At 64.8% G+C, this 12,190-nt stretch carries 11 protein-coding genes; 2 read left to right on the top strand and 9 right to left on the bottom strand.

Annotated elements, in window-relative coordinates:
• The first annotated feature begins 11 nt into the window (after positions 1–11).
• Both ACTJK6_RS20330 and ACTJK6_RS20325 read left to right on the top strand, forming a co-directional pair.
• A complete protein-coding gene (locus ACTJK6_RS20330) occupies positions 12–1,229 on the top strand; it encodes a hypothetical protein (RefSeq protein WP_440818784.1) in 1,218 nt (405 codons plus the stop codon).
• 110 nt (positions 1,230–1,339) lie between these two features.
• A complete protein-coding gene (locus tag ACTJK6_RS20325; RefSeq protein WP_440839981.1) occupies positions 1,340–3,427 on the top strand; it encodes a leucine-rich repeat domain-containing protein in 2,088 nt (695 codons plus the stop codon).
• 74 nt (positions 3,428–3,501) lie between these two features.
• Here ACTJK6_RS20325 and sctC read toward each other — a convergent pair whose 3' ends face one another.
• The 9 genes from sctC to ACTJK6_RS20280 form a co-directional block, all read right to left on the bottom strand.
• Positions 3,502–5,286 (bottom strand): type III secretion system outer membrane ring subunit SctC, encoded by a 1,785-nt coding sequence (sctC, locus tag ACTJK6_RS20320; RefSeq protein ID WP_440839980.1) that lies wholly within the window; start codon positions 5,284–5,286, stop codon positions 3,502–3,504.
• 69 nt (positions 5,287–5,355) lie between these two features.
• The gene (locus tag ACTJK6_RS20315; RefSeq protein WP_232038737.1) at positions 5,356–6,792 is read right to left on the bottom strand and encodes a helix-turn-helix transcriptional regulator; all 1,437 of its coding nucleotides are present in this window, start codon (positions 6,790–6,792) and stop codon (positions 5,356–5,358) included.
• 130 nt (positions 6,793–6,922) lie between these two features.
• On the bottom strand, positions 6,923–7,771 hold the full coding sequence (sctT, locus tag ACTJK6_RS20310) for a type III secretion system export apparatus subunit SctT (RefSeq protein ID WP_232038738.1): 849 nt from the start codon (positions 7,769–7,771) through the stop codon (positions 6,923–6,925).
• 34 nt (positions 7,772–7,805) lie between these two features.
• Positions 7,806–8,303: a type III secretion protein HrpB7 gene (locus ACTJK6_RS20305; RefSeq protein WP_440839979.1), complete on the bottom strand. Its 498-nt coding sequence runs from the start codon at positions 8,301–8,303 to the stop codon at positions 7,806–7,808.
• On the bottom strand, positions 8,300–9,619 hold the full coding sequence (gene sctN / locus ACTJK6_RS20300) for a type III secretion system ATPase SctN (protein ID WP_045205528.1): 1,320 nt from the start codon (positions 9,617–9,619) through the stop codon (positions 8,300–8,302). The genes ACTJK6_RS20305 and sctN overlap by 4 nt, the downstream gene beginning before the upstream one ends.
• Positions 9,616–10,359 (bottom strand): type III secretion system stator protein SctL, encoded by a 744-nt coding sequence (gene sctL / locus ACTJK6_RS20295; RefSeq protein ID WP_440839977.1) that lies wholly within the window; start codon positions 10,357–10,359, stop codon positions 9,616–9,618. Before sctL ends, sctN begins: the two co-directional genes overlap by 4 nt.
• Positions 10,344–10,982, bottom strand: a complete 639-nt coding sequence (locus tag ACTJK6_RS20290) for a type III secretion protein HrpB4 (RefSeq protein ID WP_440839975.1) — start codon at positions 10,980–10,982, stop codon at positions 10,344–10,346. Before ACTJK6_RS20290 ends, sctL begins: the two co-directional genes overlap by 16 nt.
• Positions 10,979–11,791 carry a type III secretion system inner membrane ring lipoprotein SctJ gene (sctJ, locus tag ACTJK6_RS20285; RefSeq protein ID WP_440839974.1) on the bottom strand — a complete coding sequence of 271 codons (813 nt, stop codon included), beginning with the start codon at positions 11,789–11,791 and terminating at the stop codon, positions 10,979–10,981. The genes ACTJK6_RS20290 and sctJ overlap by 4 nt, the downstream gene beginning before the upstream one ends.
• The gene (locus ACTJK6_RS20280) at positions 11,788–12,174 is read right to left on the bottom strand and encodes a type III secretion protein HrpB2 (protein ID WP_440839973.1); all 387 of its coding nucleotides are present in this window, start codon (positions 12,172–12,174) and stop codon (positions 11,788–11,790) included. The genes sctJ and ACTJK6_RS20280 overlap by 4 nt, the downstream gene beginning before the upstream one ends.
• Positions 12,175–12,190: the final 16 nt, after the last annotated feature.

Raw genomic sequence — 12,190 nt, 5'->3', positions numbered from 1 at the left:
GGAGACTCACCATGAGTATCTTCAGCAAAATCAAGCACGCCTTTCAGCACTTGGGCAATGACATCGCCAAGGTCGGCAAGGGCATTGCCCACGCCGCCGAGAGCGTCGGAAAGAACCTCGTCCACGACGTGGAGGCCGTTGCCAAGCAGACGGCAGCCATGACCAACGATCTGGTGCACCTGCGTATTCAAAAAGCGCTGCACGATGCCGTGGGCGTTGGCGAAGCCACCTTCAAGGGCATGCGGGATCTGAATACCGCCGCTTTCGACGTGGCAGAAAAATCGCTGGAAAACGCCCACCTGAGCAAGGGCCTGGACAAGGCCCTGAGCAAGGTCGACAAGGCCCGGGGCTTTGTCAACGATATCGCCGACCGCACGGTCAAGAGCATCGGCGATAGCGTCAACGGTTTCGCAGACAGCACCATTGCAGCCGGCAAAGCCGCCGCGCATGGTCACTTCGGTGAAGCGCTGGGCGACATCGGCTCAGCCGCTGGTAACGCCGCACAGTTGGCCTCGGACCTCACGCCGGAAGGTCTGGCCGCCAGCGCGGCCGTGGCAACACTGCAGAAGACCCACCTGGGCGGTACGGTGGTCGACTCCGTGGTGGAAGGTGCGCTCACGGGCGGCCGCAGCGGCCTGAAGGACGCAGTCAAGCTTGCCGCCAAGGAAGGCACCAAGGCGGAGGCCGGCGTGCAGGCGCAGAACCTGTTCGACAAGGTGAGCGGTAATGGCAACGGCAACGGCAACGGCGACATGCTGCTCGGCGCTGCTGCCGCGGGCGCTGGCGTGGCAGGAGACTTCCATGCCTCGCGCAAGAACCGTCACGCCACGCCGCCTGAAGCCCACCACACCGGCACGCAACATCAAGCCGTCGCGGACGACCACGAAGGCGCAAGCCGCAAGGGCAAGAAGAAGCACGAGGCCGAAGTCGACTCCGGCAACGGCAACGGTAATGGCACCAGCAAGACGGGCAACGGCAACAACAACGCTCAACCCAACGGCGCGGACCCCACCGGGCAGGATGCGCTCCTGCAGCTGCAACTCCTGCAACAGCAGTCTGCGCATCAACGCATGCTGAACGCCATCAAGTCGAACGGCGATGACGACGACGATGACGACGGCGACGACGTCACCTCCAAGGCACCCGCTTCGGCACCGCAGTCCTCCGGCTCGAGCCAAGTGAGCGCTAGCGCCAACGTCAGCACGTCGACGCATAAGAAGGCCGCGTAAGCCAGCGCCTTCGTGTGCTTCACGTCGGCCCCACGCGATGTTTGCGTGGGGCTGATGCTTTCCATCATCGGTGCGACGCCACCGCGGTGCACCTCTCGACGCGAACTTCAATGCATTCGATCAACCCATTCCGCCGCACTTCGCAGGCTCAGGCCGCCGATTCCACTCCAGCGCGCAGCAACGTCCCCGCCTACGCCACGCCCCCGCGGCAGGAGCCTGCACGGCAGCCACGGCGCAGCGGCATTGCCGGATTGTTCGGGCTGCGCCGCTCGCCCGCCAATGCCGGCGGGCCTGCCGCTGCACGCCCCAACATCCGTGCCGGCACGTCCACTGGCCCATCGCGCACGGCGCCAAACAGCCCACTCCATGTACACGCCCCCGCGCTGGAAAGCCCACTGCACGGCGCCGCCGCCGTGAATGCGCGCATCGCCGGCTCCGGTGTCCGCCAGGCCCTGGAAGCGTGGCACGCGCAGATGCTTACCCGGATTGCCGACTACCGCCCGGCAAACCCGCCTGCCCACTTCAATGCGGAACGGCAGCTCAACGTTGCACTGACGCACATCGAAGACGTAGCGCGAGGGCGTCGAGAGCCCGCAGACAAGATCGAACTGAAAGCGACGCCCGTGCTCCATCTGCCGGATCTCGTCTCCGAAATCGCACACCTCAAGACGCTCCACCTGTCGGATTGCGACTTGCGCGAGTTGCCGCATGATCTGGGCAACCTTGGCCTGCTGGAGACGCTCAAGCTGCACGACAACCAACGCTTGCATGCGGTGCCCGACACGCTCGGGCAGTTGTCGAGCCTGAAACATCTTGAAATCGTGGGAAGTGGCGTGCGCGAGTTGCCGGCCATGCACGGTCTGGCGAACCTGGAGCACCTTGCCATCCAGCATTCACCGCTCACCTGGCTGCCGCGCGACATCGGCAACGCACGCAAACTGAAAACACTGTCTCTTGCGCATACCTATCTCCGCGAAATACCTGCCAGCATCGGCAATCTGTCGAAGCTCACCGAACTGAACCTCCACAACAACGTAGGCCTGACTTCGGTGCCTGATTCCATTGGGCAACTGCGTCATCTGAAAACGCTCGATCTCTCCGACTGTCCAAAGCTCCGTGCCGTGCCGGCGTCGGTCGGAAAACTACACCAGATCAAGACCCTCGATCTGCGTGGCTGCACGGGCCTCACCATGCAGGGTCTGCCGAAATCGCTCATCACCCCGATGCCCGGCCGCAAGGTGCACTTCCCGGAACATCTGCGCACCGAAATCGGCAAGGTGCGTGAAGAATGGGCGATGAAGAATGCGCCGCGCCTTCAACTGCTGCAGGCCGACATCGAGCGCAAGAACGAAGAGATGGAAAACGCCGTCTTCGGTTCGGCAAGCGACATGAATGACGGCCAATTGTTCTCGGTCGCGTTTCGACTGAAGCATGCCCATGACAAGTTGCCCGAAGTGAGGAATCAGGCCCTGCGCAATCCGGCAGCCCCGCAGGCCGATGCGTCTGCCGCCATGCGGCAGGCGTTGGCCAACGCGTTCAACGTTGAGCCCGATCGCGAGGTGTTCGCACGTTTGGATACCGCTGCACGTGCATTGCCGCGCGCCCTGCAGCATGAACTGGCCGATCTGGTGGCCTCCAGCTCGGGGCGTCAACTGGTGATCGCCATTGGCGAAGGTGCATTTGGCGTGCGAGGCTCCAGCCGGCTGCAGCAGATGCTTCCCGCGTTCGCGCAGAAGATTGCCAACCACGCGCAGATCCAGAGTCTGCGCGAACAGGCAAGGCGTCCTCTGTCAACCAGCCCTGCGCACCAGGTGGCTGCACAGCTGGTACCGATTGTTCAGCAGTTGTGGACCGCCACGCAGGCCCAGGCCGCACTCGCGGCGCTTGCACAACCATTGCAGACTGAACTGAAACCGCTGCTGGCCTCAGAAGCTGGCCGCCAGTTCGTGTTGGACCTCAGCAAGGTGGCCGAGGGTGCCAAGGGAACGAGCACGCTCAGGCGTCTTCTGCCGCAATTGGCCACGCGGATTGCGCACGACCCGAAGGCGCAGGCCCTTCACCGGCTGGCACGGCAGGATCAACACGGCACTGCAGACGAACGCCGGGAAGGCCTTGCGCTGGCACTGCTTCCCATCGCCCAGCACCACTGGAATGCGCTTGCGCAGCAAGGCGTCGCCGAGCCGTCAAACCGCCGTTGACCGCGTTGCCGGCGAGCACAAACAGAAAAGCCTCCCGACGGGAGGCTTTTTTTCTGCTGCATTGGCAAGTGGCCTTACAGCGCCACCACTCGCGGGGTCAGCAAAAACAAGCGCTGGAACCGCTGGCCAGTCGTCTGGTCATGCCGGAACAGCGCCCCCAGCAACGGGATCTTCGAAAGCCCGGGCACAGCATCCACACCCTTGGTCTGCTGGTCGACGGAGTAACCGGCGATCAGCAGGCTTTCGCCTTCGTTGATGAGTGCCTGGGTGTCGATCTCGCTCTTGTTCACCACCGGCAGGTTGCCGACCATCTGACTGGTGATCTGGCCATCCTCAATATGGATGTTCATCCGAATGCGCGACGTGCCTCCATCGGTCACCACCATCGGCAACACGCGCAGCGACACGCCCGCCGAAATGCTGTACAGATCCGCCGACTGATACCCCGCCACCGGCACGTAGAAATTCTGCTTGCTGTCCATGATGGCCTCGGTGTTGTCGAGCGTGGCCACCTTAGGGCTCGCGGTAATGTGCGCCTGGTTCGTCTGCTGCAACGCGCTGATACGCGCCATCAGGTAACGCGATGCCCCACCAATCACGGCGGTCAACACACCCCCCGTTGGCGTAGCGGCAATGGCCGCAGCGGCATTGGCCGTGGTGGTGACCGCATCGAGCGAGCCCGGATTGGACAATTGCGTGTTCGTGCCAGAACCGGTCTGCATGTCGATGTGGCTGTTGTGCAGACGCCAGTCAACGCCGAGGTCTTCCAATGCGCTCTCGCTGATCTCGATGATATTGGCGCTGATCTCCAGCACAGCCGGGCGTGTGTCCAGCGATTCAATCAACGATTGGTGGGCCGCCATGCGGTCTGCGCGGTCTCGTACGAGCACCGAGTTGCTGCGCGGGTCTGCATGGATGATCGGGGCGCTGCCGCCGTCTTCCTGGAATGCATCCGTACGGCTGCGGCCTTCGCCGCTGGGCAGCGGTGCCACAGCGCCACCACCGGCATATTGGCCGATACCGCCAGGCGGCAGAGGCGCCTTGCCGCCACTGCGATCATTGCCGCCCAGGCCAGAAAGCGCACGCGTGCCACCACGGCCTGCGTTTGCCTCGCCGGGGGCGACGCTGTCGACGCGACGGTCACTGCCGCGCTGCGGGGTGTTCTCCGTGCTCGGTGCGTTGTTGCCGTACATGCTGTTCAGGATGGACGCGACACCGCGGATGGTGATGGACTGGCCGTCCACCATCATGGTGTGGTCCGTGGCCCAGGCATAGCGCAGCGGGAAGGAACGTACGACGGTGCGGTTGGCGTCCTCGCGGCCGCGATCGATCAGGCGTGCGATGTCCTGCACGAGTTCGACCAGGCGCGGCGGCCCGGATACGACCACGCTGCCGGTTTCGTCGTCGTACAGCACGGGAAAACGTGGGTCGGTCACGCCCAGGCGCGTCAGCGCACGCTTGACCTGCGCGGTGGACGCGCGTTGCAGCGCAATGGTCGCGCTCTGCGCCTCGTTGGCGCCCGTCACACGCAGCACGGCGCCGTCGTAGTACCACGCAAAGCCGAAGGTGGCCGCCATGCGATCGAGAAAACGCTGCGGTGTTTCATTGAAGTTGCCCGTCACGCTGCCCTCGACCTGCGGCGAAATCCACGTCATGACGTGCTGGCTGGCGCCGAGGTCTCGCAAGACATCCTTCACGTCTTTGCGGTCGGCCACGTATTCAAATTTTTGCGACTGCCAGGGGATCACCGCCGCAGCGGCACTTCCGGCCAGCGACAGCACTGCGATGGCCGCGGCCATCAGGCACCGGCACGCGGCCAGCACGCGACCCTTCCGGCCCGCAATTCGAGTCAGATGCATGGTTGCACTCGTGAGAATGAAGAAGACAGACCGCACCAGCGCGCGGCCACGCGATACAGCGCCCGCGAATTAACGCCAGATGGTTTCCGACGGCGCTTCGTTGAACTGCTTGCGATACCCCTTGACCAGCGCCGAGCGGCTGCGGATGCCCCAGCGCGATGCCGTATCGATGATGTTCGACGGCCCGCGCCCCTCGTCCAGCAGGTCAGAGCGGATGCCCTCCAGACGCAGGCGCCGGATGACCGAGCTGGGCGACATGCCCACCGCGCTCTTGAACGCAAGTTGCAGCGCACGCTCAGTCACGTTGATATGCGCGGCCACCTCACGCGTGGTCAGGTCGCTGCGCTCAATGTTGTCCAGGATGTAGTGATACGCACGCCGGTACTTGGCAGACAGCCGCGCGCTCACATCATCGGACGCACGTGACGCGGCGGGCGTGGTCTGGCTGACACGGCGCACGCCGGGCGATTCGGTGCGCAGGCAGCGCAGGGCGTCTTGCATGTAGGCGGTGTAGTACTTGAGCGCACCGGCTGCGTCGCCGCGCTGCGCGGCCATCTTGGCGCGGCAGTAGAGGTAGTCGAAATTCCAGCGGCGTGCGCCGAAAGACGTATCGCGGTTGCAGATCTGGTCATAGACCTTGCCGGCCACGTCGTGCTGCTCGCCGCTGAGCGCTGCCAGCACCACCTCCACCTTCGTCTGCATCAACAGGCGGCTGCCCATGCGGCGTGACTGCCCGATGATCGCCATGAGCGGGTCGATTGCGGTGCGATCGCCATCGGCCATGCGGCGCAGCAGGCTCAGATACTCGGCGCGGCGATGGATCATCGCGGGCACACTCGCATCGTGCTTGCCGTTGGGCGCCCATCCGTCGCGGCCGCCATGGTGGTGCAGCATCGCAGCACCCACTTCGGCCGACTGCCAGAACGCGTGTTCGAGCAAGCGGTTGGAGCACCGGATGCCAGCCTGCACCGCAAACTCGTACACGACGAGATCGAGCGTGGCGAGCCAGCCGGCGTCGTTGCGCTCCGTTGCAATGGCGCGCGCCGATTGCAGCGCCTCGTCTGCTGCGTCCTGCTGACCAAGCTGGTGATGCACGAGGGCCAGGCCCATCATGCCTTCGATGCGCTGCAGCCACGTCGCGCCATCGTCTTCGGCCATGCGGGAAAAGCAGCCCGCCGCGGCCGAATACCGATCGCGCAGCAGCGATTGCCAGCCCATGTTGCGGCACGAGACCACGCGCAGTTGATCATCCGAATGGCGAATCAGACGCTGCGCGGTGCGGAACGCTTCTTCGGCGTCTTCATCGCATTCCAGCAGCATCGATGCATCGGCCATGGCCAGCACCCCGGCGTAGTCGCCAGCGTCCTTGCCGTGCAAGCCGCCATGATCATCGACCAGTTGATACGCGCGGTCGAAATCCTCCGCGAAGACGGCCTTCGCATAGTCAGGCAGACGCTCACGCGCTGCCAATCCGGAGGCCAAGGCAAAGTAGATGTTTCCCAGCATGTCGACGCTCCCGTGTCAGAGATTGCGGCTCGCGAAGCGCGGGCCGCTTGGTGTTGGATTTCGTAAGGACATCCTAAGAAATCGCCGCACCCACAATCTCAACAAAGCTTCGTCAGGCGCTGAACAATCCTCACCGCATATTCTTCGGTTTTGACGACGTGTCATCGCCCACCAGTCCGCTCTTGACCCGCTGCAGCAACTGGCTATAGGTGAGCGTATCCCGCACCTGGCTGGACATGGCCACGACCAGCGCCGTGACCATGAGGATGGCCACCGCACCCTTGATGGGCTGGCCAAGCGAAGCGGGTTCGAGCTTGTCTGCCGCACGCGATAGCAGGCCGATGCCGGCATCGATGAGGAACAACGTCATCATCACCGGCGCTGCGAGCTTCACAGCCGTGGAGAAGATGGAATCGGTTTGCTGCAGCAGAAAACTCTCGGCAACAGCGCTCATGTCGGGCAGCGTGGCGCCCAGCGGCCACCAGTGGAACGACTCGAACACCACGCCCAGCAGGAACAGCATGCCGCCCGCTGCATAGAACAAGGTGACGGCCAGATTCAATAACGTGTTGCCGATCGGCGTGTTCTGGTCGCCCTGCAACGGGTTGCTCATCTGCACGTTGTTGAAACCCGCCATGTTGTCGACGATCGTGCCCGCCGTCTGCGCCACCCAGAACACCGTGGACGCCGCGTAGCCGAGGCACGCGCCCAGAAAGATCTCCTTGCCGGCCAGCAGGAACCACCGGGCCGCGCTCAGGTGTTCCGCCACGGCGGGCGGCTGTGCCGCTGCAACGATGATGGCGAGCGTGTAGACCACGCCATTGCGGGCGGTGCCGGGCACGGACTGGTCACTCGTGGCCGGCAGGATCGCGAAGATGGTCATGATGCGCACGCACGACAGCGCGAGCAGCGCAAGGATGACCTCCGCGCTTTCATCAAGATCAAACCAGGCGTGCAGAACGGTATCGATCGCTTCCATATGAGGGCGTGAATGTCGTCAGAATGTTTCGCCATCAAGCCGCTGCGCGTGGGCGCGGACGCGCCAGGATGGCCTCCACGGCCTCTTCCTCGGTGGCAAGCTCGCGCTCAGTGGCTTCCTGCTGGTCGATCCGCTCCGCAGTCTTACGGCATTGATCGAGCATGGCATCAAGCCGCGCCAGTGCCTGGCGGCGCGCCTTGAGTTCGGCCTCGCGTTCGGCCACGGCGGCGTGCGCGGCCGCCACGTCGTGCTCGGCCTGCACGACCGCATCATCCAGCTCGCCGCGAAACGCGTCGTAGCGCAAGTACGCATCGGCCAGCAGCACGGGGGCGGCGATCAGTTGATCCATGCGGCCGATATGCCCGCGCAGCCGCTCATGCGCGCGCTCGCACGCGTCTTCGCTGTCTTGCGCGGTGGCCTCTGCTTCCGCCACGGCTTGCTGTGCGGCAGCAATCTCCGCTTCGACACGACGGCGCTGGCGCGTTTTGGCTTCGATCAGCGTGTGCCAGACAGCGGAGCGCTTGCGCTTCATGTCTGACCCACCTCGCTCAGCAGCCGATACGTCTCGTCTGGGCTGCACCACTCGTCGGTGCGCTGGCGCAGGAAGTCTTCCATCCAGCCGTTCCATTGCACGGCGGTGTCGGCCACGGCATCGCTGCCTTCCTTGTATTCGCCCATCTGCAGCAGCGTCTCGACCTCGTTGTACTTGGCAAGCAACTGGCGCATGCGGCCGGCTGCTGCGCAGTGGTCAGCCGGCGCGACTTGCGTCATCACACGGCTCAAGCTATTCAGGATGTCGATGGCCGGATAGCGATTGCGCGCGGCAATGTCGCGCGACAGGATCAGGTGGCCGTCCAGAATGCCGCGCACTTCTTCGGCCACGGGGTCGTTGCCGGATTCGTCTTCGGCCAGCACGGTGTACAGCGCGGTGATGGAGCCCGTGGCGCTCATGCCTGCCCGCTCGAGCAGGCGCGGCAGCTCAGCAAACACTGACGGCGGAAAGCCGCGCCGCGTGGGCGGCTCGCCCGCTGCAAGGCCGATCTCGCGCTGCGCCCGGGCAAAGCGCGTGAGCGAATCCATCATCAGCAGCACGCGCAGCCCTTGGTCGCGGAAATACTCGGCGATGGCGGTGCCCACGTGCGCAGCCTTGGCGCGCTCCACGGACGAACGATCGGACGTTGCACACACCAGCACGGAGCGGCGCATGCCTTCCTCACCCAGAATCTGTTCGATGAACTCGCGTACCTCGCGGCCGCGCTCGCCAATCAGCACGATCACGTTGACGTCGCATTCGGTGCCGCGCGCCAGCATGCCGAGCAGCGTGCTCTTGCCCACACCGGCCGGCGCGAAGATGCCCATGCGCTGCCCCTCTGCCAGCGTCGCCAATCCGTCGATCACGCGCACACCGGTGGCTAGCGGCTGCTCCACCAAGCGGCGCGACATCGGGTCGGGCGCCTGCGCAAACACCGGCACGTAGTCGTACACATCCAGCGGCGGTCCACCATCGGCGGGTCTGCCCAGACCATCCAACACGCGGCCGAGCAACCCGGGCCCGATCCCGACCGAAAGCGTGCGCCCGCTCGGCACCACGCGAGTCGAGCGCGATAAGCCCACCACGCCGCCAAAGGGCGCCAGCAATGCAAAGTGCTCGCTAAAGCCGACCACCTCGCCTTGCTGAAGCTCCGTGCCGTCCGGCGTGGTCAACGTGCAAAGCTCGCCGAGCTTGACGTCCACGCCGCCTACGCGTAGCAAGGTGCCTGTCACTTCCACGACTTTGCCCAGGCGCTGGACAGGCGCCACGCTGCGGATGGCTTCATCCATGGCGTCGATCAGCGCAGCTTTGGTCATGCCGCATCCTCGTCAAATCCGGCGTCGTCATCTGCGTAGCCTTCGTGCGGATCGGCATGTTCAACCGGCTTGCGCTTGCGACCGGAAAGCGCCTGTCGCAGTGCGGCCAATTGCACACGCAGGCTCGCATCGGCCACGCCGTGGTCCCATTCGCATTGGCAGTGTCCGGGCTCGGCGCGATCGTCTGCCAGCACCTCGAAGGCGGCATTGAGGGACCCCGTCTGCACGGCCTTGGCGAAGGCGGCGCGAGCCGGTTCGATCTCGTCTGCACACACACGCACCGTCAAGCGCGCTTGGCTTTGCAGCACGCGGCCGAGCGTGGCGGCTACACGCGCAAACAGCGCCTGGCGGTCGGATTCCAGCACCACATGCTCGACTGCCTGCATGACCGTGGCGATCAGGCGGTCCTCCTCGCGGCGTGTGGCTTCCTCATCGTCGTACGCGCGCGCGGCCATGGACGCATGAAAATCCTCCAACGCACGTCGCTGACCAGCGGCATAACCGAGCTTGGCGCTGCGCTGCGCGCGCTGCTCGGCTTGCCTGAGCAACTCGTCGGCATTGGCCTGGGCTTGCGCCACGATGGCTTCAGCCTGGGCGTGAGCCTGCGCCATTGCGGCCTCACGCGCCTCCTCCGCGGCCCGCCATGCGGCATCCAGTTCGACCACGTGCCCGTAGTCTTCAGCACGGATCACGTCCGAGCCAATGCCAAGCGGGGCATCGCGCCTCAACCAAATAACCATGCCAACTCCGGAAAGAGAACAGGCAACGCAGCCATGAAGGATTCGGCTGGCGTTCCATCTGAGGGAGTGCCGGCACCCGGCGGCAACGGCGCTTGCATGCCGATCGTCAGGCGCATCAATTGCGCGAGCGACGGATCCGACACCGTACCGTCGGCAATCAGGGCATGCAGGCCGGCCTCGGCAAGCTGCGCCAAGTGGAGCGCGGGCAGCGGCCCACTGGCGCCTGGCGCCCAGTGCTCGCGTTGCGTCAACGCCGTGAGCGCTGCCTCCCCCAACAGTCCGGCAAGACCGGCGAGGTAAGCACCGTCGATGCATCGGGCCAGCGAGGCACGCCTGCCGATCAGCATGCGGGCGGCCAGCACGCGCTGGAGGTCGTCTTTATCGAGCACGGCGAGGCGATGCCCGCGCGAAAGCAATGTCGGCAAGCCCACCTGACCCACGCCAAGCGCGATACAGACCTGGCGCCAGTCTTTGGCCGCGCCTGCCGGTACACCGTTAGCCTGCGCGGCGCATGCCGATGCATCGAACACATGCACCAGCCCATGCATCCGCTCTTGATACGCGTGCAACATGCGCAGGATCATGGCGGCGGCCGGATCGGGTGCGGCGCTCGTCTCGATCATGCTGTTGCGCGCTTCTTCCAGCGTGCCGGCAACTTGTCTTCCAGGCGCGCACGCGCTGCGTCAAGCCGTGTCCGTACGGCGGACAGCCGGGTTGCGGCACGCCACAGCAGGACGATCACGCCCAGCGCACCCACCACGGCCCCGAGCGTGACCCACGACACACCAGCGGGCGCGCGGCCGGCGACATCGGTGGTGGGCGCATCTACGGTGCCGGGCACCAGCGTGACGCTGACGTTCTCGTAGGTAAGCCCCTCCACGCTGTGCACAACCAGGTTCTTGATGCTCGGAACCAGCGAAGACACATTGGCGCTCGGGCGGTATTTGATGAACACCGATGCGCTGGATGGCTTGACCACGGTGGCCAGCGGATCGTTGTTGGGCAGCACGATCTGCACATTGGCTACGGACACGCCGTCGATGCGCGAAAGCGTTTGCGAAAGCTGCTGCGATACGCCGTAAATGAAGCGCACCCGCTCTTCCGTGGGCGTAGAGATGAGCCCGTCCTTCTTGAAGATGTCGCCCAGGCTCGCGTACTTTTCATGCGGCAAGCCGTGGCTGTGCAGGACTTCCATCGCGCGGGCAAAGGCATCCTGGTCGACCATCACCGACCAGGTCTTGCCATCGTCGGGCGAATTCTTCTGCGCGTCGATGCCGGCCTGCAGCAGCACGGTGAGCATGTCGTTGGCGTCGGCCTCGCTCAGTTGGGCAAAGAGCTGCTTGTTGCAGCCAGCCAGCAGCGCAGTCAGCACGAAGAGCAGTGCCAGTGCGCCGCGCCGCGTGCGGCAGGATGGAAGCGCGGTCCGCATCATTGGTTCCGCATCAGGGTCTGCACGGCGTTCTTGCCGGAATGCGCAATGGTGCTGCCCAAGTGAACCTTCGTCATGGTGGCCGCGCACTCCATTTGCACGCGCACGCCCTCAGCCACCACTTCCTGCACGGACATACCGCGTTCGGCCTCGGTCATGGCCTCCACACGCGCCATCGACGCCTGCACGGCGGCATCCTCTTTCTTGACCAGTTCGCCAACGGCTGAAGGCCCCTTGCTGTGATGCTGGCTGTGCTTGGCGTTCTGCAGCATCGATTCGAAGCGTGCAACAAGCTCGGGCGCGGGCGCGGCAGTTTCAGCCGGGGCAATGCCGGCGCCCGGCGTGCCGGCAGTGACCGGCGGAATGGCAGTCGGACCTTGGATCATGATGGACTCCCGAGAG

Source organism: Ralstonia sp. 22086 (assembly GCF_052045975.1).
Lineage (GTDB): Bacteria > Pseudomonadota > Gammaproteobacteria > Burkholderiales > Burkholderiaceae > Ralstonia > Ralstonia wenshanensis.
Note: the sequence above shows the minus strand (reverse complement) of the source record. Positions and strands in the feature narration are given on the sequence as shown.